Consider the following 23,990-nt stretch of genomic DNA (forward strand, 5'->3'; position numbering starts at 1 on the left):
ACGGTGAGCTTCGCTTTCGGCAGCCTGCTGTCGGGGGTGGCCGGGCGTCGGGGTTACCCCATGGCGTCCACCAGCTTCTGGGGCTTCGCCTACGGCTTCCTCATCCTGCTGGTCATCAGCGTGGTGCGGGGCGCGCCGTTCATGGTGGACTGGAGCGTGCGCTATCTGGGATCGCTGGGCTTCCTGATCGTGGTCCAGACGCTGGCGGGCTTCGCCGTCTACATCCAGCTCATCCGCCGCATCGGAGCGAACCGCGCCGGCTACGGCACGGTCATGTTCCCCATCGTGGCGCTGTTCCTCTCCACCCTGTTCGAGGACTACCACTGGACGCTGACGGCGGCCGCCGGCATCGCCCTGGTGCTCGCCGGCAACCTGCTGGTGCTCCGGCAGCCGAAGCCGGCGGCCGACTCAAGCCCGCGCGGCGTTTGAGCGAAACCCTCTCGGTCCCGGTCGAAGACCGGGACCGTCGGTATAAGGGTTCTACCCTTTCACCACCACCGGCATGCGGCTGGCCGGAGGGGTGTTGCGCGAGCGCTGGGAGCGCACGATGCCGTCGATGACGGTCATGCACACACCGGGCAGGTCGCCGAGCCGCACGCTGTCCAGCAGCGTCACGCCGGGGGAATGCTGGGCCTTGTCCATCAGCACGAAATCCGCCGCCCGGCCCACCTCGATGATCCCGCAATCCAGCGCCCGCATGCGCGCGGTGTTGCCGGTGGCGAGGCAGAAGGCCTCCTCCGCCGGCAGCTCGCCGAGGGAGGAGAGCATGGACACCATGCGCAGGATGCCCAGCGGCTGCACGCCCGAGCCCGCCGGCCCGTCGGTGCCGAGGATGACGCGGTGAAGGTCCCCCATCTCGCGGGCGATGCGCAGGGTGTAGAGGGCGGAGCGCTCGTTGCCGTTGTGCACGATCTCAAGCCCGCGCTTGCAGCCCTCGCAGATGCAGCGGATCTGGTTGTCCGGCAGCGCGGTGTGGCCGCCGTTGATGTGGCCCACCACGTCGGTGTCCGCCTCCAGCACCACGTCCTTGTCGATGAGGCCGGAGCCGGGAATGGACGGCCCGCCGGTGTGGATGGTGGACTGGATGCCGTACTTGCGCGCCCATCCCACCATCTTGCGGGCCGTGGGGCCGTCCTTCACCCCGCCGAGGCCCACCTCGCCCAGCAGCTTCACGCCGGCGGCGGCCAGCTCCTTGAAATCGTCCTCCACCATCTCGTTCTCGATGACGGGGGCGCCCGCATGGACCTTCACCCCCGAGGGGCGGAAGGCGTCGAACGAGCGCTGGGCGGTGATGGCCAGCGCCTTCAGCCCCACCACGTCCTTCGCCCGGCCGGGATAATGCACCTCGCCGGCCGAGATCATGGTGGTGACGCCGCCATGGAGCGATGAGTCGATCCAGTTCATCCGGCTCTGGCGCGGGGTCCAGTCGCCGGCGACGGGGTGGACGTGGCTGTCGATGAGGCCGGGGGTCAGCGTGGTGCCGTTGGCGTCGATGAGGGTGGTGGCGCCCTCCGTGTCCACGTCCTTCTCGCGGCCGATGGCGGTGATCCTGCCGCCTTCCGCCACCACCGTGTCGGCGTCGAGGATGGGCCGTGCAAGGTCGCCGCTGAGGATGAGGCCGATGTTGCGGATCACCAGCTTGGTGGGGCCGCCGGCGGCTGCGGGGGCATCATGGGCCATGGGAAGGTCTCCGGAAGGGACGGCCGGAAACGCGCGGGCGCACCCGGTTTTTTGTTTGTAGGCATATGAATTGTAAGCCGCCGCCCGGCGCCTGAAAACCGGGGGCGGGGGAAAAACTCACCGCTCGGCGAACGCCTTCTCGATGACGAAATGGCCTGCCTCGCCGCTGTTGCCCTCCTCGAAGCCGCGCGAGGCCAGAAGCGTGCGCAGGTCGCCCATCATGGCCGGCGATCCGCAGATCATGACGCGGTCGGTGGCGGCATCAAGGGGCGGCAGGCCCACGTCGGCGGGGAGCTTGCCGCTTTCCAGCAGGGCGGTGATGCGGCCATTGTTGCGGAACGGCTCGCGGGTGACGGTCGGGTAGTAGGCGAGTTTGCCGGAGATTTCCTCGCCGAGGAATTCGTGGGCCGGCAGTTCGTTCAGGATGAGGTCCTCATAGGCGAGGTCGCTCACATGGCGGCAACCGTGCACCAGCACCACCTTCTCGAAGCGCTCATAGGTCTCCGGATCGCGGATCACCGACAGGAAGGGCGCAAGGCCGGTGCCGGTGCCGAGCAGATAGAGGGTGCGGCCGGGCAGGAGATTATCGAGCACCAGAGTGCCGGTGGCCTTGCGGCCCACGGTGATGGCGTCCCCCACCTTGATGTGCTGGAGGCGCGAGGTGAGCGGCCCGTTGGGCACCTTGATGGAGAAGAATTCCAGCGTCTCCGCCCAGCTCGGGCTCACCACCGAATAGGCGCGCAGCAGCGGACGGCCGTCCACCTTCAGGCCGATCATGGTGAATTCGCCGGTGCGGAAGCGGAAGCCGGGATCGCGCGTGGTGGTGAAGCTGAACAGGCGGTCGGTCCAGTGATGGACGCTGAGAACGTGTTCCTCGAAGAAGTTGCTCATGGCGGGGTCTCTGGCGGGAATGGTCGGTCAGATCGCGGCGGGCGCGGCGGAGAGGAGCGCGCGCTTGCCGGCGGCGTCCTTCCAGGCGTCGGCATCGTCGGGTGGGGCACCCTTTTGCGTGATGTTGGGCCACTGCGCCGCGTATTGCCCATTGAGGGCGGCCCAGTCGGCGGCGCGGGGATCTGAGTCCGGGAAGATGGCGGCGGCGGGGCATTCCGGCTCGCAGACGCCGCAGTCGATGCATTCGTCCGGATGGATCACCAGCATGTTCTCGCCGGCATAGAAGCAGTCCACGGGGCAGACCGAGACGCAATCCATATAGGTGCAGCGGATGCAGTTCTCGGTGACGACATAGGCCATGGCGAGAGCCTTCGGAATATTGTTTGTGTACAAATGAAAATAGGGGGACGGGGCGAGGGCTGTCAACGGGAGGAGCGGGCTGGGGTTGCGGAGCTTTTGGGCGGTGATGCGGGAATTTTGGGCAGGGACATGGAGGCTCGTCGTGCCCCGACCGGCCTGCCCCCTCCCCAGCCCTCTCCCGCAAGCGGGAGAGGGAGCGACGGCGCTTTTCACACGGAGCACTGGCCTCGCGGCCAAATCGCACCTCGCGGGACCACAGCCCCCGCCCCGCTCCCCTTCACGCCGCGGGATTGAGCCGGGCGAGGGCGTCGGCGGCGAGCTGGCGCGTCAGGTCCGCGGCGGGCAGCCGGGGGGCGAGGCGCGCCGCCTGACCGGCCCACAGGTTGGTGAAATCGTCTTGACCCTCGGCTTCCGCGGCCGTCCGCAGCGGGGTGAGGGCGCCGCCGGCCAGCGGGAAGGACGGCGCATCGCCGGAGAGGGGCCCCGCCTCCCGCATCACCCGGTTCAGGATGCCGCGCGCAGGGCGGCCGGTGAACAGGTTGGTGAGGGCGGTGCTGTCGTCCCCCGCCGCCTCCAGCGCAGTGCGGTGGACGGCGGGGGTCTTCGCTTCCGGGCAGAACAGGAAGGCGGTGCCCACCTGCACCGCCGATGCGCCCAGCGCCAGGGCGGCGACGATGCCCCGCCCGTCGGCGATGCCGCCGGCGGCGATCACCGGCACGCCCACCGCATCCACCACCTGCGGCACCAGGGCGAAGGTGCCCACCTGCCGGCTCATGTCGCCGGCCATGTCACTCGCGACATCGGTGCCGAGGAAGGTGGCGCGATGTCCGCCCGCCTCCAGCCCCATGGCGATGATGGCGTCGCAGCCGCGCGCTTCCAGCCATCTGGCCTCGGCCACGGTGGTGGCGGAGGAAATCACCTTCGCGCCCGTCGCCTTCACCCGCGCGAGCAGGGCCGCATCGGGCAGGCCGAAATGGAAGCTCACCACCTCCGGCCGCATCTCCTCCACCAGCGCGCAATAGGTGGCGTCGAACGGCGCGCGCCCGCCAGACGGGGGCGTCGCCTGCGGGTCGAGGCCCCGCTCCACATAATAGGGCGCCAGCCGTGTCCGCCACCGCATCATGCGCACCGGATCGGGCGTGGGTGGGGTGTGGCAGAAGAAATTGACGTTGAGCGGCCGGCCGGGGAGGCCGGCGCGCACCGCCGCGATGGCCGTGCGCAGCTCGTCCGGCTGGTACAGCGCGCCGGGCAGGGCGGCGAGCCCGCCCGCCTCGCCCACGGCGATGGCAAGGGATGGCGTGCCCGCCCCGGCCAAAGGTGCGAGCAGGATGGGATGGATGATGCCGAACAGATCGAGGATGCGGCGGTCGGGCCAGCGCGTCGTCTGCGCGGTGCCATCCGGGATGTGTGTTGCGTGCGCCATGGGCCGGCCTCCGTCGATCTTTCCGCCATTATGGCGGGTGAGCTATTCATTGAAATTGAAACATTCTGATATTATCGTTCACTTCTGATGATGGATATCCGCGACATCCAGTTTCTCCAGGCGGTGGCCGAGACCGGCAGCATCACCCGCGCGGCGGAGCGGCTCGGGTGCGTGCAGTCCAATGTCACCACCCGCATCAGAAAGCTGGAGGACCGCCTCGGCCAGAAGCTGGTGGCGCGCGTGGACGGGCGCATGGTGCCCACCGCCGCCGGCAGCCTCGCCCTCGACTATGGCGCGCGGATCGTCAGCCTCTCCACCGAGGTGGAGGCGCGCCTCAGGGCCTCGGCGCAGGATTGGCCGCCCCTGCGCCTCGGCACCATGGAGACCACTGCCGCCGTCCGCCTGCCGCCGGTGCTGAAGCGCATCCGCGACACCCTCTCCCCCCTGCGCCTGACGCTGAAGACCGGCACCAGCGGCGAGCTGATGGCGGGCCTGCGGCGCGGCGCCTTCGATCTGGTGTTCGTCGCCGAGGACGTGGGGGATGATCGCTTCGCCTCGGCGCCGCTCTGGAGCGAGCGGCTGGTGGAGGTGGTGCCCAACAACGGGGCGGAGCCGGAAAGCGCGGCCATCGTGTTCCGCGAAGGCTGCTGCTACCGCGAGCGCTGCCGCGAGGTGCTGGGTGACCTGCCCATGCTGGAACTCGGCACGCTGGACGGCATCATCGGCTGTGTTGCGGCCGGCCTTGGCCGGACCCTGCTGCCGGAAGCGGCGGTGGAGCGCTGGCGCGCCGTGGGCGAGATCGAGACCCGCCCCATCGCCGGGCCGGACGTGCGCACCTTGGCGGTGTGGCACGCCAGCAGCCCGTCGTTGCGGTCCATTGATGCAGTGGTGGCGCTCGCTTTAGCCTGAGCGTTTGCTCGCGTGATCGTGTTGGGCCGGATGTCAGCGCCGGTGCCATTCAAACAGAAATGATCCGTAGAACCAACAAGCGCCCGCCGGCGTTATCGCCTTGGACGCGTGTGGTCCGGACAGCCGCCCAACGGCGAGGTGAAATGACGATCCATCACAAGATGCGCGCGCAACCCGTGCCGCGGAGCGCATGGCTGGGCCGGTTCCACAGGGTGCGGGCGCTGAGCGAGGATCTGGCGCGCGACCTTCATGCCGAGGATCAGACGGTCCAGTCCATGCAGGACGCGAGCCCCACCAAGTGGCACCTCGCCCATGTCTCCTGGTTCTTCGAGAGCTTCGTTCTGGTGCCGCATCTGCCCGGCTACGAGGTGGCCCATCCCCAGTTCGCCTATCTCTTCAATTCCTATTACGAGGCCGCCGGCGCCCGCCATGCCCGCTTCGCCCGCGGCCTCATCACCCGGCCCACCGTGGACGAGGTCGCCGCCTACCGCGCGCGGGTGACGGACGCCATGGGCGAGCTGATCGCGACGGCGGGTGAGGCGGCTTTTGCCGCCATCGCGCCGCTGCTGGAAATCGGCATCAACCACGAGCAGCAGCATCAGGAACTGATCCTGATGGACATCCTGAACCTGTTCGCCGCCAACCCGCTGCACCCGGCCTACCGGTCCCGCGCACCCGACCCGGCGGGGGCGGCGCCGGACCTGTCCTTCTTCGATTATCCCGGCGGCATCTTCGAGATCGGGCATGCCGGCGCGGGCTTCGCCTATGACAACGAAGGGCCGCGCCACGCCGTGCTGCTGCGGCCGTTTCGCCTCGCCAGCCGCGCGGTGACCAACGGCGAGTGGATCGCCTTCATGGAAGACGGCGGCTATGGCCGTCCCGACCTGTGGCTCGCCGACGGCTGGGCGCGGGTGAAGGCGGGCGAATACGCGGCGCCGCTTTATTGGGAGAAGGCCGACGCCGGCTGGGAGGCCATGACGCTCGCCGGCCAGCATCCGGTGGATCCTGCCGCGCCGGTGGTCCATGTGAGCTATTACGAGGCCGATGCCTATGCCCGTTGGGCCGGGCGCCGCCTGCCCACCGAGGCGGAATGGGAGGTGGCGGCGCGCCATCTGCCGGTCCGCGGCAATTTCCTGGAGACTGGCTCCCTATGTCCGCTGGCGGCGGGGCCGGCGGCAAGCCATCCCGCCCAGCTTTTTGGCGACGTATGGGAATGGACCCAGAGTCCCTACGTAGCCTATCCCGGCTACCGGCCGGCTTCGGGCGCGCTCGGGGAATACAACGGCAAGTTCATGTCCTCGCAGATGGTGCTGCGCGGCGGCTGCTGCGCCACGCCGGACGGGCACGCGCGCGCCACCTATCGCAACTTCTTCTACCCCCACCAGCGCTGGCCCTTCGCCGGCCTGAGACTAGCGGAGGATGCCTGATGGCGCCCATCTCCCTCGCCACGCCCCATGCGGGCTCGCTTGCCGCATCCCTCGCGCAATCCCTCCGTATCGCCGAGCGACGGGCGGCCGACGGGGCCACCGCCGTGTTCCGCACCGATGTGGTCTTCGGCCTGTCCCAGCCGCAGAAGGCGGTGCCCCCGAAATATTTCTACGACGAGACCGGCTCGCGGCTGTTCGACCTCATCTGCCGCCTGCCGGAATATTACCCGACGCGCTGCGAGCTTGAGATCCTGAAGACCCGCGCGGCCGAAATCGGGGCGCTGGCGGGGCCAAGGGCGAGCTTGGTGGAGTTCGGCTCGGGATCGAGCATCAAGGTGCGCCTGCTGCTCGATGCCATGGACAAGCCCGCGGCCTATGTGCCCATCGACATCTCCGGCCCGCATATGCGGGCGGCGGTGGCGCGGCTCGCGGAGGCTTATCCGGGGGTCGCCATGGTGCCGGTGGAGGCGGATTTCACCCAGGCCGTCCGCCTGCCGCCGCTTGGAGAGGGACGGCGGGTCGGCTTCTTCCCCGGCTCCACCATCGGCAATTTCACGCCGCAGGCGGCAACCGCGTTCCTGGCCCATGTGGGCGATGTGCTCGGCCCGGGTTCCGCCCTCGTCATCGGGTTCGATCTGGCCAAGGACCACGCTGTTCTGGAAGCAGCCTATGACGACCGGCATGGCATTACCGCTGCCTTCAACCTCAACCTGCTTGCCCGCATCAATCGGGAGGTCGGCGCGGATTTCGAGCCCGGCGGCTTCCGGCACAGGGCCTTCTTCAATGCGGATGAAAGCCGCATCGAGATGCATCTCGAAAGCGTGAGGAAGCAGGAGGTATGCATCGGCCGCCACCATTTCGCCTTCGCGCGGGGCGAAACCATTCACACGGAGAATTCCTACAAGTTCTCCGCCGCCGCTGTCCTCGCCATGGTCCGGCATGCCGGATGGCGCCAGCGCGTGCTGTGGACCGACCCCAAGGGCTGGTTCGCCGTGGCGGCGCTGGAGCGGGACGGGGAGGGGCGCTGAAACCGGCCGGCGGGCGGGACCCATCGGCAGGGCCGGATGGTCTGGATGGCTCGCAGCGCGATGCCGCCCCGCCCGATCCGGCCCTCTTCAAGATGCTGAGCGAGCCGCAAGGCCGGATCGTTGCAGGGGTTTTGGGGGGCCAGGCGGAAGAAGTGTCCGGACCGAACCGGAGGCTTCGTCCATGTGATTGAAGGTCACCATGGCGCGACATTGGCAAACCCCGCTCGGCCGGCCCATCTGGCTTCCCGACGGCAATGAGCTTTCGACCCTGACGGATTGCGGCCGCCTGCTGTTGCAGCGGTTTTCGGCGGGGGAAGGCGGCCCCGGGCTCGATGCCGCGTTCAGGGCGCTCATCGACGCCGCCGAGGCCGGCCGGCCCGAGGATGTGGCGTTTGCGGAGCGCAAGGTGCGCCTGTTCGTTCACGCCGGGGCACTTCTTTGAGCGCCCGGCGGCCACCGCCATCATACCACCGTGATTTGAGGGCTGTTTCGGCCGATGATGATCTGCGCCGAATGCGGCCGCTGCGGGCGCCGCTCCATCCTGTCCCAACGCGATGATGCCAACGAACGGCAAATCACCTCCAGCGAGCCGGCTGAGCCGGTCACGCTGCGCTGCGACCTGTGCGGCAGCCGGCGGGTGCAGGTGGTTCAGTTCGATTCGCCGTACCTGGCCATGGCCTTCATCGCCAAGCGCGGATCAGGGCGCTAAGGACAAAGCTTCGCTGCGGCCTGTGGCCATGGCGCCGTCCTGGTCGGGTCGGAATCCCTCGCTGAGGGAACCCCTGCAATAGATCGGGCTGCCGGCGACGCAGCGGCCGTTCGCGTCGAGCGGGTAGACACCCGACCACGCACAGCACCCACAATCATCCGTCGCCATGGCAACGGCCAGATCGCGGTCAAAGCAGACGGTCTCGCTCTCCAGAACGAGACTGCCCCGCGAACGCACCATCGACATGACGAGGTACGCGACGGGAATGCCGGTTAACGACATTTCCTGAACCTTTCCGCCCCCGGATCGGCTAACGGTTCACATCGCGGTTCGCCCTGACCTCGCACCCGCGACGATCAGAAGCTTACGCCCTCGCCTCCGCAGACGCTACTGTTGCATCTCAATTGCGAAGGGCGGGCGCGCGGCCCGGCATGTGATGAGTTCCGTTTTCGTTTCCAATCTTGTTCTTCTTGTGGTTGCCGCCCTGGTGGTGGTCGGCACCCTGTCGAGTCTGCTCGCGGCGCGGTTCGGGGCGCCCATCCTGCTGGTGTTCCTCGTCATCGGCGTCGCGGCGGGGGCGGGCGGCCCCGGCGGCATCCATTTCAACGACTATTGGGCCACCTACATGGTGGGCTCGGCGGCGCTGGCGGTGATCCTGTTCGACGGCGGGCTGCGCATGCGCATCGCCAGCATGCGGGGCGCCATCATCCCGGCGGTGGGCCTGTCCACCATCGGCGTGGTGATGACGGGGGCGCTGGTGGCGCTGGTGGCGGGGCCGCTGCTCGGCCTCGGCCCCCTGGAAAGCCTGCTGGTGGGCGCCATCGTCGCCTCCACCGATGCGGCGGCGGTGCTGTTCCTGGTGCGGGCGCAGGGCCTTCATCTCGGCCGGCGGGTGGGCTCGGTGATCGAGATCGAATCGGCCACCAACGATCCGGCGGCGGTGTTCCTCACCGTGCTGCTGGTGGAGCTTCTGACCTCCAACATGGGCAATCCCGGCATGGCCATGGTGCTGGGCGTGCTGCGCGAGATGGCGGTCGGCGCCCTGCTTGGCGTGGCGGGCGGCTATGCGCTCGTTGCATTGCTCAACCGCGTGGACCTGCCCGGCGGGCTGCATCCGGTGATGGTGGTGGGGGTGGCCGTGCTGCTGTTCGCGGTGACGTCGCTGCTGCACGGCTCGGGCTTCCTTGCCGTCTATCTGGCCGGGCTGGTGCTGGGAAACCGGCCGGTGCGGGCCATCGCCTCCATCACCTCGTTCCTCGATACCGTGACCTGGCTCTGCCAGATCGTGATGTTCGTGATGCTGGGCCTTCTCGTCTCGCCCGAGAAGATCCTGTTCTACGCGCTTCCCGCCCTCGGGGTGGCGGCCTTCCTCATCCTGGTGGGGCGTCCGGCGGCAGTGTTCCTGTGCCTTGCGCCGTTCCGCTTCTCGCTCAAGGAGAAGCTGTTCATCTCCTGGGCCGGGCTGCGCGGGGCGGTCTCCATCTTCCTCGCCACCATCCCCATGCTGGCGCATTTGCCGCAGGCGGAAGTCTATTTCAACGTCGCCTTCGCGGTGGTGCTGGTCTCGCTCATCCTCCACGGCTGGACCATGGCGACGGTGGCGCGGCGGCTCGATGTGATCTTGTCCGATCCCGCGCCCGCCATCCGCCGCTTCGAGATCGACCTGCCGGGGCAGACCGAAATGGAGCTGGTCGCCTATCCGGTGGTGGCCGGCACGCCGGCCATCGGGCAGGCCGCGCTGCCCACCTGGGCGCGGCTGATGATGGTGGTGCGGGACGGCCAGACCCTGACCCCGGAGGCCGCCGGCGCGCTCAGGGTCGGCGACTATGGCTATGTGCTGGCGCCGCCCAGGCGGGTGCACCAGCTTGACCGCCTGTTCCGCCCGCAGGAGGCGACGCCCATGGATGACGGCGCCGCCTTCCCCTTCGTGGGCGAGGTGCGGCTCGGCGACCTCATGAGTTTCTACGGGCTTACGGTGCCGGACTCCGAACTCGGCCTCACCATCGCCGAGGCCTTCGCCGACCGCTCGGACGACCATCCCGCCCCGGGCATGCGCATCACCTACGGGCATGCGGTGATCGAGGTGCGAGAGGTGGTGGACGGGCGCGTCACCTGGGCCGTGCTGCGGCTGGAGGCGGGCCGGCTCAAGCGGTCCATCGCGAAGGTGCGGCGGCTGTTCGGTCTCCAGCCCGAGGGGGAGGACGATGAGGAGTGAGGCGCCGTCATGTTTGCGCCGCGAGGGCGGTTCAAACATCGCCGGGAATCCATCGGGGAGACGGGGATGAGGCTGTTCATGCGCCGGCGGGGGGAGGCGGGGTCCGCGCGCGATGCCGCCCGTACCCTGGCGGACCTCGTGCGCGACATCCTGAAGCTCGATGCCGACGCCACGGTCTCCGTCTCCGAGATTTCGTGCGGAGATCCCGCCTGCGGCGGCTCCGAGACGGTGGTGCTGGTGATGCGGCCGGGGGCGCGCACGCAGGCCGCCAAGGTGCTCATGCCCATGGGGCAGGTCACGCCCGAGACGCTGGTGGCTGCTCTCAAGCCCCTGATGGCGGGGGAGGCCGCAGTCTCCACCGGACTTTCGCCCCACGGCGAGAAGGTCTAAACGGCCAGGGCCTTTTCCTTTTCCCGTGCCGTGACCGTTCCATGTCCCTTGCTTCCGCCTCCTCCCCGTCCGACCGCCCCGCCCGGTCCCTCAATCCCATCTATGCGCAGTTGCCCACCACCATCTTCGAGGTGATGTCGCAACTCGCCCGCACCCATGAAGCGGTCAATCTGGGCCAGGGCTTCCCGGACGATCCCGGCCCGGAAGACGTGCGGCGCAAGGCGGCGGAAGCCGTGGTGGACGGCTGGAACCAGTATCCGCCCATGATGGGCCTGCCGGAGCTGCGCGCCGCCGCCGCCGCCCATTATCGCCGCTGGCAGGGGCTGGAGCTGGATCCCGACGCCGAGGTGATGGTGACCTCCGGTGCCACCGAGGCGCTGGCCGGCGCGCTCCTCGCCCTCATCGAGCCCGGCGACGAGGTGGTGCTGTTCCAGCCCCTCTACGACGCCTATCTCCCATTGGTGAAGCGGGCCGGCGGCATCCCCAGGCTGGTGCGCCTCGAGCCGCCGTTCTGGACCATCACGCGGGAGAGCCTCGCCGCTGCCTTCTCCGAGCGCACCAAGCTGGTGCTGTTCAACAATCCGCAGAACCCCACCGGCGTGGTCTACGGACGCGCGGAGCTGGCGCTTCTGGCCGAGTTCTGCGTGGCGTTCGACGCCTATGCGGTGTGCGACGAGGTGTGGGAGCATGTGATCTTCGACGGCGTCGCCTTCGAAACGCTGATGAGCCTGCCCGGCATGCGCGAGCGCACGGTGAAGATCTCCTCCGCCGGCAAGATCTTCGGCATGACCGGATGGAAGGTGGGCCTTGTCTTCGCCGCCCCGGCCCTGACGAAGGTGCTGTCCAAGGCGCACCAGTTCCTCACCTTCACCACGCCGCCGAACCTGCAGGTGGCGGTGGCCTACGGGCTCGGCAAGGCGGACGACTATTTCACCGGCATGCGGGCCGACCTCCAGCGCTCCCGCGACCGTCTGGCGCACGGGCTCGCCGGCCTCGGCTTCTCGGTGCTGCCCTCGGCGGGCACCTATTTCCTCTCCATCGACCTTTCCGCCCACACCGACGCGGCGGACGACGAGGCTTTCTGCCTCGACCTGGTGCGCACCTTCGGGGTCGCGACCATCCCGGTCTCCGCCTTCTACGCTCAGGACGCGGTGAAGAGCGTGGTGCGCTTCTGCTTCGCCAAGCGCGACGAGACCATCGACCGGGCGCTGGAGCGGCTGGCCAAAGTGCCGCTGCTGCGCTGAAGCTGGCGCGACATCACGAGTGCGTGGATCACGAGTGCGTCATGCGGCCATGGCGGGCCGGGTGCGGACCTGACGAAACCTTAATTGGACCGAACGACCGGTTTAGTGTTGCATCGCGGTAAGGGAGGCTGGGGCCAACGGGCCATGCCGTTTGGATTGTGTCGCAATCGGAGCGGTAAAACGGCTTCTGGAAGGCTGGAGGCGGAGGTTGCGATCAGGCCCTTTGCCTGATGGTTTCCGGTTCCGGCGCTGGGTCGATCGAGGTTTGCATGTCCGCCCAACAGGCATCGCGTAAAGGACGGATCGCGACGGTTGTCCTGTGTTTCGCACTCCTCGGCGCGGGCGCCTGGGCGTGGGACAGGAAGCCGTGGATCAGCGCCGCGGCGCAGAAGCCGGAGAGCGCACCGAGCCGCGTCGTTGCCGTGCTCACGGCCAAGGCCGAGCGCACGGCGCTCCCGGTCCGGGTGGAGGCGCTGGGCACTGTGGAATCCATGGTGACCGTGCCCATCCGTTCGCGGGTTGCAGCGGCGGTGGAAAAGGTCGGCTTTGCTGACGGCGCCTTCGTGAAGGAGGGGGATCTCCTCTTCGCCCTCGATTCCCGCGTCATCGACGCTGAAATCCGCCAGTCCGAGGCGACGCTCGCCCGTGACAAGGTGCAGCTGGAGAAAACCCGGCGCGACGTGGAGCGCTATACCGGCCTCGCCGCGCGCAACGCGGTCTCGCAGGTACAGGTGGACGACGCCAAGACCTCCGCCGACGTGCAGAAGGCCACCGTGGCGCAGGACGAGGCCAACCTCCAGTCACTCAAGGTCCAGCGCGGCTATTACGACATCCGCTCCCCGGCCACGGGGCGCATCGGCGTTTCATCAGCCCGGCCCGGCGCGGTGATCCGCGTGGACGATACCCTGGCCACGGTGCGCCAGCTGAAGCCCATCTACGTCGCCTTCGGCCTGCCGGAACGCTACATCGCCGACCTGCGCGCGGCGCAGGACGCCAAGGTCTCCATCACCCTCCAGGGGTCGGGCGAGACCATCCCCGACGGCAAGGTGGCGGTCATCGACAATACGGTGGACCCGCAGACCGGGACGCTGACCGCCCGCGCCATCTTCGCCAACGCGGACGAGCGGCTGTGGCCTGGCACGCTGGGCGCCGTCACCGTGACGCTGCGGATGGAGAAGGACATCGTCGCCGTGCCCAGCGAGGCAATACAGAACGGGCAGGACGGCACCTTCGTGTTCGTGGTGGAGGACGGCATCGCCACGGTGCGGCCGGTCACCACCACGCGCACGGTGGAGGGACGATCCGTCATCACCAAGGGACTTGCCGGCGGCGAGACGGTGGTCACCGACGGCCAGCTCTCTTTGCGCAACGGCAGCCGGGTGAACGTGCGCACCCGCACCCAGCCCGTGGCCGGGAGCTGAGCCGCCATGTTCGCCGAGCTGTGCATCCGCCGCCCCGTCATGACGACGCTGATGATGCTGTCGCTGATTGTGGCGGGCCTATTCGCCTATCGCCAGCTGCCGGTGGCGGCGCTGCCGCGGGTGGATTTTCCCACCATCACCATCACCGCGACCCTGCCCGGCGCCAGCCCCGAGACCATGGCGACGGCGGTGGCGACCCCCATCGAGCGCCAGCTGGCCACCATCGCCGGCATCTCCTCGCTCACCTCGTCGAGTACGCAGGGCTCCAGCGCCATCACGGTGCAGTTCGACCTGAACCGCAACATCGACGCCGCCGCCCTCGACGTGCAGTCGGCCCTTTCCGTGGCGCAGCGCCAGCTTCCGGACGAGATGACCACCCCGCCGAGCTACCGCAAGGTCAATCCGGCGGACGCGCCGGTGCTGCTGCTGGTGGTCTCCTCCGACACCCTGCCGTTGTCCGCGGTGAACGAATATGCCGATACCCTGATCGGCCAGCAGATCTCCCAGCTGCCGGGCGTGGCGCAGGTGCAGATCTACGGCGCCCAGAAATATGCCGTCCGCATCCGCGTCGATCCCGCCGCGGCGGGCGCGCGCAACATTTCGGCCGACGATATCCAGCGCGCGGTTTCGGCCGCCGCCTCGAACACGCCGCTGGGCATCATTTCCGGCCCCAAGCAGTCGCAGACCATCGACATGGGCTCCCCCAAGGCGGATGCGACCCAGTTCCGGCGCATCGTGGTGGCGTGGCGCAACGGCGCGCCGGTGCGGCTGGAGGAAATCGCTACCATCTCCGACGGCGTCGAGAACGAGCGGGTGGCGAGCTGGTTCAACGACACCCGGGCGGTCATCCTCGCCGTGGTGCGCCAGCCCGATGCCAACACCGTCAGCGTGGTCGACGAGGTGCGCGCGCGCCTGCTGTCGTTCCGCGCCCAGCTGCCCGGCGCGGTGAACATCGATGTGCTGAACGACCGCTCGGTCTCCATCCGCGATGCGGTGGCGGACGTGCAGAAGACCCTGTTCGAGGCCATCGTCCTCGTGGTGCTGGTGATCTTCCTGTTCCTGCGCAACGTGCGCGCCACGCTCATCCCCTCGCTGGCGCTGCCCATCTCCATCATCGCCACCTTCGCGGTGATGTGGGCGCTGGGCTATTCCATCAACAACATGACGCTGCTGGCGCTGACGCTCTGCGTGGGCTTCGTGGTCGATGACGCCATCGTGGTGCTGGAAAACATCTACCGTCACGTGGAGAACGGCGAAAAATCCTTCCGCGCCGCCATCCGAGGCTCGCGGGAGATCGGCTTCACCATCATCTCCATGACGCTATCGCTGGTGGCGGTGTTCATCCCCGTGCTGTTCATGGGGGGCGTGGTGGGGCGCGTGTTCCGCGAATTCGCGGTCACCATTTCCGTCGCCATCCTGGTCTCGGGCTTCGTCTCGCTGACGCTGACGCCCATGCTGTGCGCCCGCGTGATGAAGGCGCCGGACCACACCAAAAAGCCGTCCGCCTTCTTCCGCGTCACCGAGCGCATGTTCGACGCCTGGCTCGGTGCCTACCGGGTGAGCCTCGATTTCGTCCTGCGGCACCGCCCCTTCATGCTGGTGGTGACGCTCGCGACCGTGGCCCTGTCGGTCTACCTCTACATCATCATCCCCAAGGGCTTCTTCCCGCAGGAGGACAACGGCTTCATCAGCGGGACGGTGGAGGCGGCGACCGACAGTTCCTTCGACGCCATGGTGGCGCGGCAGAAGCAGGTGGCGGACGCCGTGCGCGCCGATCCGGACGTGGACTATCTGGTCTCTACCGCCGGTGCCACGGGCACCAGCCGGACCACCAACACCGGCCGCCTGTTCATCGCCCTGAAGCCGCGCGACCAGCGCACCCTGTCCGCCGACGGGGTGATCCAGAACCTCCGGCACCGCGTGGCCCAGGTCCCGGGCGTCAACGTCTTCTTTCAGGCGGCGCAGAACATCAACGTGGGCGCCGTCGCCTCCAAGAGCCAGTACCAGTACACGCTCCAGGGTTCGGACACGCAGCTCCTCTTCAGCGTCGCCAAGGACATGGAGCAGCGCCTCGCGACCCTGCCGGGCCTGCGCGACGTGACCTCCGACCTGCAGATCAGCAATCCGCAGCTCACCATCGTCCTCGACAAGGACAAGGCGGCGGCCCTCGGCATCACCGAGCAGCAGCTGCGCGACGCGCTCTACACCCAGTTCGGCACCCGCCAGGTGGCGACGCTCTATACCACCACCAACCAGTACGCGATCATCGCCGAGGTGCAGCCGCGCTTCCAGCGTGAGCCCGGCGACATCGGCCGGGTCTATCTGCGCACCTCATCGGGCGCCGTGGTGCCGCTGGAGACGGTGGCCAACATCACCCGCACGGTGGGGCCGCTCTCCATCCAGCACCAGCAGCAGCAACCGGCGGTGACCATCTCGTTCAACCTTGCCCCCGGCACGGCGCTGGGCCAGGCGGTGGAGGCCATCGACGCCGCGGCACTGGATGTCGGCATCCCGGCCAGCATCACCACGGGCTTCCAGGGCAATGCCCAGGTGTTCCAGGATTCGCTCTCCAACCAGCCGCTGCTCATCCTCGCGGCGGTGGTCGTGATCTATATCGTGCTCGGCATCCTCTACGAGAGCTTCATCCACCCCATCACCATCCTGTCGGGCCTGCCCTCGGCGGGCATCGGGGCGCTCATCACGCTGATGGTGGCGGGCATGGAATTGTCGGTGATCGCCATCATCGGCATCATCATGCTGGTGGGCATCGTGAAGAAGAACGCCATCATGATGATCGACGTGGCGCTGGAACGCCGCCGCGCCGGGGCGCTGGCGCAGGATGCCATCCGCGAGGCGGCGCTGCTGCGCTTCCGTCCCATCATGATGACCACGCTGGCCGCCATCTTCGGCGTGCTGCCCATCGCGCTCGGGGCCGGGGCGGGCTCGGAGCTGCGCCAGCCTTTGGGCGTGGCGGTGGTGGGCGGGCTGCTGCTGTCGCAGCTTCTGACGCTCTACATCACGCCGGTGATCTATCTCTATCTCGACCGGCTGGACGGGGTGGTGCACCACGCCATCTCCGGCCGCCACGCGGAGCCGGCGCCCAAGCCGGTTCCGGACCGGATCGCGGCGGAGTAGGGCGAGGCTGGAAGGGGCCGGCTCCCGGACCCCGCCCCCTCAGGTCACCGAGCGGGCGGCGCGGCGTTCGCGCAGGGCGAACTGCAGGTTGCGGATATAGATGAAGGTCGACAGCGCCTGCCCGGCGATGAACACCGGATCGCGCCGGTAGAGGGCGTAGATCAGGAGCAGCGTGCCGCCGCCCAGCGAAAAGGTCCAGAAGGCAAACGGGATCACCGAACGCTGGGCCTTCTCGCTGGCGATCCACTGCACCACGAAGCGCATGGTGAACATGATCTGGGCCACGAGACCCAGCACCACCCACCAGTCGAACTGGTCGATGAAGACCTCGTGCAGATAATTGCCGATCTGGCTGAGGTAATAGATCATCAGCCGCGCTCCACCACGTGCGGCACGCGCCGCCGCTGCACCAGCCACCACACGCCGAAGAGATCGAGGATCCCCACGCCGAAGCGGTTCCAGAAGCCGTATTTGGAGAGGCCGGACCAGCGCTCGCGGTCCACCACCTTCACCGTGCGGGTCTCAAAGCCCTCGCGCTTCACCAGCGCAGCCATGAAGCGATGCTGCCCGTCGAACAGGGGCAGGCGCAGGTGCAGGTCGCGCCGCACCGCCTTCAGCCCGCATCCGGTATCGCGCGAGCCGTCGTTGAGAAGCGCGGCGCGGATGCGGTTGGCAAGGCGCGACTGGTAGCGCTTGAAGCGGGTGTCCTTGCGGCCCTGCCGCTCGCCCTGGACCATGCCGACGCGTGCGCCGCCCTCGTCCATGGCGCGCACCATCTCGGGCAGGTAAGCCGGGTTGTTCTGCCCGTCGCCGTCGAGCAGGAGCAGGATGTCGCCCCGCGCCGCCCGGGCGCCGGTGTCCACGCCCGCGGTCTTGCCGCAGGATGTCTCGTGCACCAGGACGCGCAGGTAGGGCCGCGTCGCCGCCGCCGCGCGCAGGTTGGCGAGGGTGGCGTCCTTGGAGCCGTCGTCCACGAAGATCAGCTCGAACGGCTCGGCGGTGAGGGCGCGGTCGATCTCCTCGATCAGCGGCAGGACGTTGTCCGCCTCGTCTTTCACGGAAATGATCACCGACAGCCGGGGGGCTGCGGACGCATGGGCAATGGGAGAGGTCACGGTCTCGCCTCTTCGACTGGGACGGCGGAGCTGAAAGCGGGGCGGGGCAGAAGGCGGCCGAGGCGACGTGCCGATGGCCCCGCCATGGGCGTGATCGCGCCCGCGCCGTCAACCTGGAACACCAGCCGGCGCGTGGCGAACATGCGGATCATCCACAGGGCGAAGGCGGTTCCGACGGCGGCGCCGGCGATCACGTCGCTCGGAAAATGGGAGCCGAGCACCACGCGGGTGGCCGCCACCGGCACGGCCAGGGCGATGAGCCAGGCGCGGGCGCGGGGAAACAGCGCGGCAAAGGCCACCGCCGCCGCAAACGTGGTGGTGGCGTGGCCCGACGGGAAGGACGCGAAGCTCGACTTGAAGGCGAGCACATGCAGCGCCAGCTCGGGATTGGGCCCCGGCAGGGCCAGCGCCGCATGGGGCCGCGCCCGGCCGAGCATGTGCTTGAACAGGGACACGCCCAGCCCCACCGGCGCGATGGCGAGGAACAGGAAGCCCACCCGCGCGGCGACGCTCGCGGCCATGCGGCGGGTCATGGCCCCTGTCATGGCATCGCCGGCATGGGTCAGGAGCAACGCATAGGCCAGCGCAATTCCGAGCGGCCACAGCACCACGCCGCTGAAGCCCAGATCGGTGATGCGCTCGGACACGGTGATGAGCCACGCCGGCATCCTGAAGCGCAGGCCAAGCACCTGCGGGTCCACGAGGATCAGCGCCGCCGCCGTCAGCCCCGCCACGAGCCCGGCGAGGGCGAGCATTTCCCATCGCCCCCGGAAGCCGAGGCGGGGCAGGGGATGGCCGATCCTGCGGCGCGCCAGATAGCCGAGCGCCTGCCAGATGGAGACGAGCAGCAGCCGCACCCCTTCCGCCGCCTGCCGAACGAAGACGGGACCTTGAGTGCCGGGACGGGCCGGCGGCACGCCGGGCGCGGCTTCAACCGTCACGGGGCGGCCTCGTCGGAGCGGTAGACGGTGATCGCCACCTGCCGCCCGCCATTGTAGGTAAAGCCGGAAAGGGTGGCGACGGCGTGATACTTCAGGCCGATCTCGCTGGCCTTGGTCTCGAACCAGGTATGGAAGCGGGTGTCGATGAAGGCGAGGGCGCAGCCGCCCTGCTTCAGCAGCACCGCCGCCGCGTCGGGCAGGATGTAGTTGATCCTGGTGCCTACGAGGAAGACGAGGCTCGGCTCCTGATAGGGGAAGGAGGCGATCTTCTCGGCCGGGCAGCCTTCCTCCCGCGCCACCTGGGCGAGGCGCTCGGAGATCCACAGCGCCCGCATCTGCGGCAGCATCACCTGATAGACCGCGAAGAACAGCACCAGCGTGCCGACGATGGCGGTGAGGAATGCGCCCTCCACGCCCACCCGCGGCAAGGCGCGCGCCGCGCTCCACAGCAGCACGATGGCGAGGATGAGCAGCGGCCATGCCGCAAGGCCGAAGCCGCTGCCGAACCACAGATAGGCCGCCCCGAGCCCCAGCGACAGCACGATGGCGAGCACCGGCCAGATCCAGACGAGGCTGGCGAGCCGGCTGCCCGCCTTGGCCATGGCGCCGCGCTCCATCGCCAGCGCGGTCAGGATGGCGAGCGCCGGATAAAGCGGCAGCACATAATGGGGAAGCTTGGTGACGGCGATCTCGAACACCAGCCAGGTCGGCACCAGCCAGCACAGCAGGAAGCGCACCTTCTCCTCGCGCCGGGCGCGCCAGGCAAACGGCGCGGCCATGGCGACCAGCACCACCGACGGCCAGAAGGTGCCCCAGGCGGCGAGGAAATAGGTGCCCGGCGGGCCCCAGTGGCCCTCCGCCCCTTCGGCGACCTTGCCCAGCATGTCCACGCCCACGGCGTGCTGGTAGAAGGCGCCGTTGGTGATGACATAGATGGCGACGAACCAGGGCAGCACCAGCAGCAGGCACCAGGCCAGGCCCAGCAGCGGCTTCAGCGGCTTCAGGAAGCCGCCCGAGCGCTCCACGATCGCCAGCGTCAATATCGGGAGCCCGACGAACAGGGGCGCCATGGGTCCCTTGATCAGGATACCGGCGGCGAGCCCCGTCCAGAAGATGGCGGCGAGCTTCAGGTCGCCGGCGCGCTCCGTGGCCGGGCGCATATAGGCCCGCGCCAGCGCACCGAAGGCGGCGATGATGGTGAAGAGCAGCACCGCATCGGTCTTGGCGAGGCGCGCCTCCACCCCCAGCAGCACGCAGCCGGCCATCATCAGGCCGGCCAAGAGCGCGCCCCGGCGGGTGACGAAGGCGAGCGCCGTCCAATAGGTGAGCAGCACGGCGCCGATGGCGGCGAACAAAGACGGCAGGCGATAAAGCCAGATGGAATACAGCGCGGAGGGGCCGATGACCGCCTCGCCCGCCTTCACGGTTACGGCCTGGAGCCAGTAGATGCCCACCGGCTTCTTGTGGCGGGCCTGGGTGTGGAAGCGGATGTCCACATAATTGCCGCTCTCCAGCATCTGCTTGGTGGCCTGCGCGAAGCGGGCCTCGTCGCGGTCGATGGGGGAGAGCTGGAAGAAGCCGGGCAGGAAGGCGAGCAGCGCCACGGCCACGAGCAGCAGGCTGGCGCGGCCATGGCTCGCGCAGGCACCGTCCAGGAGGCGCACGAGGCGCCGGGGCAGGTCGAGGTCGAACGCCCGGCGCGTGTTGGACGCGGGCTCTGAGATGGCCATGCTTCTGTCTGGATCCGCTGAAATCGGCGCGGACAATAGCAGAAACGCCCGTGCCGGAAAGGGCCGGACGATCGGCGCCTGGCGCGCCTTTCCCCGGGGCGGACCTGATGCAGGCGAAACGCGGCAAAGGAAAGGCACGCGCCTTATTTCCAGGACCGCGGCCTTGGACCGGCGCGCGGCGGGCTTCGCCCAGGCGCCCGCGCGGCCTTGCCGTCCCGCCGCCGGGTGGGCCGGCTATTTGGTGAGGATCAGCTTGTTCTGGGCCGTGAGGCGCAACTGGTAGGTGTACTCCCCATGGGTAATGGTGATGAGGCGGCCCGCGGCGAACAAATCGCGGCTGTCGAGCTGCGCATCGGTCATGGGAATGGTGCGGCAGGCCGCCCGCGCGCCCCGCAAGGCGCCGCCGTCTCCCATGGATACGCCGAAGACGCCGGCGTTCGCGTGTTCATGCCTGCTCATTTTTGAATCGCTCCAGATCAGCAGGTGCGCCCATCAGCACAGTGGGAACATCAGGTCCAGTTTAGAAGTATTCAATACTCGAATACCGCTCGATATTCTTTGATTAATACATTGAAGGCTGAAGATCAACTCCCCGCGTGCACGTTCACCACGGGCGCATATGGTCGAGGAGGGGAAACGATCATGGGGGCGTGCTGACGCCTCGTCGCCGTGTCCGCGTCGGGGTGCGGCCGAGGCGCGGCGTGCGTGTCTCCGGATGGCTTTGGACGGGCATGCCGCAGGTGTCGGCAACGGAGGGACACCGGAGGAGGGACGTCGTGCGGAGCGCCTTCCGGCGACCACGACGATCAGCGGGGGATGGGTGCGAAGGCGGCAGGATACGGCCGGAAGCGGCGCCGACGTGGCCCCGGAGCGCCGCCGCCGGGCCAATGCCGGCCATCGGCGGTTCGCGGTTTCCACTGTGGCGAAGGCAGCCGCACGCGTGCGGGCTGTGGCAAGCAATGCCCGGTGCCCGGGCGCATCAGTTCCACCGCCGGGTCACGTTGCGCGGCATGGATGCCCGACGCAAAGCCCCGTCCCATCGGCCGGCGCGTCCTCGCTGGCGGTGGTGTCTCCGTTGAAACAGCGCGGTCGATCCCTCTCCCGCTTGCGGGGGAGGGGTCCCATCGTGCCCGGCCGAGCAGCAGGTTTTCGAACTGAGACACCACCCCGCCCGGCGCCTCCGGACCCCCTCAGTGCAGGATCTGGCTGAGGAACAGCTTGGTGCGCTCGTGCTGCGGGTTGGAGAAGAAGGCGTTGGGCTCGTTCATCTCGATGATCTGGCCGGCATCCATGAAGATCACCCGGTTGGCCACCTGACGGGCAAAGCCCATCTCGTGGGTCACGCACAGCATGGTCATGCCGTCCTGGGCGAGGCTCACCATGGTGTCCAGCACCTCCTTCACCATCTCCGGGTCGAGGGCGGAGGTGGGCTCGTCGAACAGCATGATGCGCGGGCGCATGCACAAGGCGCGGGCGATGGCCACGCGCTGCTGCTGGCCGCCGGAGAGCTGGCCGGGATATTTGTGCGCCTGGTGGGGGATCTTCACCTTCTCGAGGAAGTGCATGGCCAGGTCTTCGGCCTCCTTCTTCGGCATCTTGCGCACCCACATGGGGGCCAAGGTGCAGTTCTCGAGGATGGTGAGGTGGGGGAACAGGTTGAAGTGCTGGAAGCACATGCCCACCTCGCGGCGCACCTCGTCGATGCGCTTGAGGTCGTCGGTCAGCTCGATGCCGTCCACCACGATGCGGCCCTTCTGGTGCTCCTCTAGCCGGTTGATGCAGCGGATGAGGGTGGACTTGCCCGAGCCCGACGGCCCGCAGATGACCAGCCGCTCGCCGCGCTCCACCGTGAGGTTCACGTCGCGCAGCACGTGGAAATCCCCGTACCACTTGTTCACGCCGGTCATCTCGACGGCGATCTTCGGGGCGGCGGCCTCGTTGGCCGCGATGATGGGATCTGCGCTCATGGGTCGCCCTTTCAATCAGTGCCGCTGGGCCCGGTCGAGGCGCTTTTCCAGCGCCATCGAATACCGGGACATGCCGAAGCAGAAGACGAAGTAGATGATGCCGGCGAAGCCGAAACCGGTGAACAGGGTGGTGGGCGAGGCCCAGTTGGGATCGGTGAAGGCCGCGCGCATGGAGCCCAGCAGGTCGAAGATCGAGACGATCAGCACCAGCGTGGTGTCCTTGAACAGGCCGATGAAGTTGTTGACGATGCCGGGGATCACCAGCTTCAGCGCCTGCGGCAGCACCACGAGGCGCAGCATGAGGGTGGAGGGCAGGCCCACCGCCATGGCGCCCTCATACTGGCCCTTGGGAATGGCCTGCAGGCCGCCGCGCACCACCTCCGCCATATAGGCCGAGGCGAACAGGGCGACGCCCACCAGGGCGCGCAGCAACCCGTCGATGGTGAGGCGCCCGGGCAGGAACAAGGGCAGCATGTAGGTGGCGAAGAACAGCACCGTGATGAGCGGCACGCCGCGCCAGAACTCGATGAAGATGATGGACAGCGCCTTCACCAGCGGCAGCTTGGAGCGCCGGCCCAGCGCCAGCAGGATGCCGAAGGGAAGGGACACGGTGATGCCCGTGACCGCGATGACGAGGGTGACCAGCAGGCCGCCCCACAGCCGGGTTTCCACCTGCGGCAGGCCCACGTCGATGTCCATGGCGAAGATGACGAGGCCGAGCAGGACGAAGGCGGAGAGGGTGGTCTTCGCCGCCGCCGGTGCCGCCTCCGGCCCCGCGACGATGCGCGAGACCAGATAGGCGATGCCGGTGACGATGCCCGTGGACAGCATGAAGTCGATCCAGAAGCTGGCGCGCATCCCCTGCACGGTGCCGGTGCCGGCAAACAGGTCGCCGCCACCGAACGAGCCGATCAGGAAGCGCTGCATCTCCAGATTACCGCCGGTGAGCAGCACAAAGGCCACCACCGGATAGACGCCGAAGAACAGAATCGCGTTGAGCCGCTTGCCGGGCAGCTTCTGGATCAGCAGCGGCAGCAGCAGGATGGCGCCCAGCGCGTAGACCAGGTTCACGCGCCAGCGTTCGCTGGCGGGATAGAAGCCGTAGATGAGCTGGTCCAGCTTGGCCCACACGAAGGGCCAGCAGGCGCCCACGGCCCGGCCCACCTTCTCGGGCAGGCAGGCCTCGCGGTTGGTGCCGGTCCACACCGCGTCGATCAGGAAGAATTTGATCATCGGCGGGACGGTCACATAGACCAGCCAGATGCCGAACAGGGTCAACAGCACCTGCGGCACCGAGCCGACCAGGTGCCGGCGCACCCACAGCACGGGGCCGCGGGTGGCCACCGGGGCCGGCTCCGGCTCGCGCAGGGTCGGGGAGACATAGGCCTGCGCGGGGGAGACCCGG

The 23,990-nt window shown here is 68.4% G+C and carries 22 protein-coding genes; 11 read left to right on the plus strand and 11 right to left on the minus strand.

What is annotated here, in order from left to right:
• Positions 1 to 429: DMT family transporter (locus K9U41_RS12745; RefSeq protein WP_282641208.1), on the plus strand; the 429-nt coding region annotated here is incomplete at its 5' end.
• 51 nt (positions 430 to 480) lie between these two features.
• Here K9U41_RS12745 and K9U41_RS12750 read toward each other — a convergent pair.
• From K9U41_RS12750 to K9U41_RS12765, 4 genes are all read right to left on the minus strand, one after another.
• Positions 481 to 1,680 carry an amidohydrolase family protein gene (locus tag K9U41_RS12750; RefSeq protein ID WP_282641209.1) on the minus strand — a complete coding sequence of 400 codons (1,200 nt, stop codon included), beginning with the start codon at positions 1,678 to 1,680 and terminating at the stop codon, positions 481 to 483.
• A 117-nt stretch (positions 1,681 to 1,797) separates the two neighbouring features.
• Complete coding sequence (locus K9U41_RS12755; protein ID WP_282641211.1) at positions 1,798 to 2,571, minus strand: ferredoxin--NADP reductase; 774 nt, start codon at positions 2,569 to 2,571, stop codon at positions 1,798 to 1,800.
• A 27-nt stretch (positions 2,572 to 2,598) separates the two neighbouring features.
• Positions 2,599 to 2,931, minus strand: a complete 333-nt coding sequence (fdxA, locus tag K9U41_RS12760) for a ferredoxin FdxA (protein WP_282641212.1) — start codon at positions 2,929 to 2,931, stop codon at positions 2,599 to 2,601.
• 277 nt (positions 2,932 to 3,208) lie between these two features.
• Entirely contained in the window at positions 3,209 to 4,354 is a 1,146-nt protein-coding gene (locus tag K9U41_RS12765) for an NAD(P)H-dependent flavin oxidoreductase (protein ID WP_282641213.1), read from the minus strand.
• 87 nt (positions 4,355 to 4,441) lie between these two features.
• Between K9U41_RS12765 and K9U41_RS12770 the strand changes: the two genes are divergently transcribed.
• The 10 genes from K9U41_RS12770 (at position 4,442) to K9U41_RS12815 (ending at position 16,832) form a co-directional block, all read left to right on the plus strand.
• Positions 4,442 to 5,263 (plus strand): LysR family transcriptional regulator, encoded by an 822-nt coding sequence (locus tag K9U41_RS12770; protein WP_282641214.1) that lies wholly within the window; start codon positions 4,442 to 4,444, stop codon positions 5,261 to 5,263.
• Positions 5,264 to 5,406: 143 nt separating this feature from the next.
• Complete coding sequence (gene egtB, locus K9U41_RS12775; RefSeq protein WP_282641215.1) at positions 5,407 to 6,690, plus strand: ergothioneine biosynthesis protein EgtB; 1,284 nt, start codon at positions 5,407 to 5,409, stop codon at positions 6,688 to 6,690.
• Complete coding sequence (gene egtD, locus K9U41_RS12780) at positions 6,690 to 7,718, plus strand: L-histidine N(alpha)-methyltransferase (protein ID WP_282641217.1); 1,029 nt, start codon at positions 6,690 to 6,692, stop codon at positions 7,716 to 7,718. The genes egtB and egtD overlap by 1 nt, the downstream gene beginning before the upstream one ends.
• 199 nt (positions 7,719 to 7,917) lie before the next feature.
• On the plus strand, positions 7,918 to 8,160 hold the full coding sequence (locus K9U41_RS12785) for a hypothetical protein (protein ID WP_282641218.1): 243 nt from the start codon (positions 7,918 to 7,920) through the stop codon (positions 8,158 to 8,160).
• A 54-nt stretch (positions 8,161 to 8,214) separates the two neighbouring features.
• On the plus strand, positions 8,215 to 8,427 hold the full coding sequence (locus K9U41_RS12790) for a hypothetical protein (RefSeq protein WP_282641219.1): 213 nt from the start codon (positions 8,215 to 8,217) through the stop codon (positions 8,425 to 8,427).
• 436 nt (positions 8,428 to 8,863) lie between these two features.
• Positions 8,864 to 10,642: a potassium/proton antiporter gene (locus tag K9U41_RS12795; protein ID WP_282641220.1), complete on the plus strand. Its 1,779-nt coding sequence runs from the start codon at positions 8,864 to 8,866 to the stop codon at positions 10,640 to 10,642.
• 66 nt (positions 10,643 to 10,708) lie between these two features.
• Positions 10,709 to 11,032 (plus strand): hypothetical protein, encoded by a 324-nt coding sequence (locus K9U41_RS12800; protein ID WP_282641221.1) that lies wholly within the window; start codon positions 10,709 to 10,711, stop codon positions 11,030 to 11,032.
• A 41-nt stretch (positions 11,033 to 11,073) separates the two neighbouring features.
• The gene (locus tag K9U41_RS12805; RefSeq protein WP_282641222.1) at positions 11,074 to 12,276 is read left to right on the plus strand and encodes an aminotransferase; all 1,203 of its coding nucleotides are present in this window, start codon (positions 11,074 to 11,076) and stop codon (positions 12,274 to 12,276) included.
• A 269-nt stretch (positions 12,277 to 12,545) separates the two neighbouring features.
• Positions 12,546 to 13,697: an efflux RND transporter periplasmic adaptor subunit gene (locus tag K9U41_RS12810; protein ID WP_282641223.1), complete on the plus strand. Its 1,152-nt coding sequence runs from the start codon at positions 12,546 to 12,548 to the stop codon at positions 13,695 to 13,697.
• 6 nt (positions 13,698 to 13,703) lie between these two features.
• Positions 13,704 to 16,832, plus strand: coding sequence for an efflux RND transporter permease subunit (locus K9U41_RS12815; RefSeq protein ID WP_282641224.1), 3,129 nt, complete (start codon positions 13,704 to 13,706; stop codon positions 16,830 to 16,832).
• A gap of 39 nt (positions 16,833 to 16,871) precedes the next feature.
• Here K9U41_RS12815 and K9U41_RS12820 read toward each other — a convergent pair whose 3' ends face one another.
• The 7 genes from K9U41_RS12820 to K9U41_RS12850 form a co-directional block, all read right to left on the minus strand.
• Complete coding sequence (locus K9U41_RS12820; protein WP_282641225.1) at positions 16,872 to 17,201, minus strand: lipid-A-disaccharide synthase N-terminal domain-containing protein; 330 nt, start codon at positions 17,199 to 17,201, stop codon at positions 16,872 to 16,874.
• Complete coding sequence (locus K9U41_RS12825) at positions 17,201 to 17,947, minus strand: glycosyltransferase (RefSeq protein ID WP_282641226.1); 747 nt, start codon at positions 17,945 to 17,947, stop codon at positions 17,201 to 17,203. The genes K9U41_RS12820 and K9U41_RS12825 overlap by 1 nt, the downstream gene beginning before the upstream one ends.
• Entirely contained in the window at positions 17,944 to 18,888 is a 945-nt protein-coding gene (locus K9U41_RS12830; RefSeq protein ID WP_282641227.1) for a phosphatase PAP2 family protein, read from the minus strand. The genes K9U41_RS12825 and K9U41_RS12830 overlap by 4 nt, the downstream gene beginning before the upstream one ends.
• Entirely contained in the window at positions 18,885 to 20,618 is a 1,734-nt protein-coding gene (locus K9U41_RS12835) for a glycosyltransferase family 39 protein (protein WP_282641228.1), read from the minus strand. The genes K9U41_RS12830 and K9U41_RS12835 overlap by 4 nt, the downstream gene beginning before the upstream one ends.
• A 234-nt stretch (positions 20,619 to 20,852) precedes the next feature.
• Positions 20,853 to 21,077 (minus strand): hemin uptake protein HemP, encoded by a 225-nt coding sequence (locus K9U41_RS12840; RefSeq protein ID WP_432715784.1) that lies wholly within the window; start codon positions 21,075 to 21,077, stop codon positions 20,853 to 20,855.
• A 731-nt stretch (positions 21,078 to 21,808) separates the two neighbouring features.
• The gene (locus tag K9U41_RS12845) at positions 21,809 to 22,585 is read right to left on the minus strand and encodes an amino acid ABC transporter ATP-binding protein (RefSeq protein ID WP_282641229.1); all 777 of its coding nucleotides are present in this window, start codon (positions 22,583 to 22,585) and stop codon (positions 21,809 to 21,811) included.
• Between the two features lie 15 nt (positions 22,586 to 22,600).
• Positions 22,601 to 23,990, minus strand: a 1,390-nt coding sequence (locus K9U41_RS12850) for an amino acid ABC transporter permease (protein WP_432715785.1), incomplete at its 5' end; no start/stop codon positions are given.

Origin of the sequence: Xanthobacter autotrophicus, assembly GCF_029991245.1 — a bacterium.
Taxonomy (GTDB): domain Bacteria; phylum Pseudomonadota; class Alphaproteobacteria; order Rhizobiales; family Xanthobacteraceae; genus Xanthobacter; species Xanthobacter autotrophicus_C.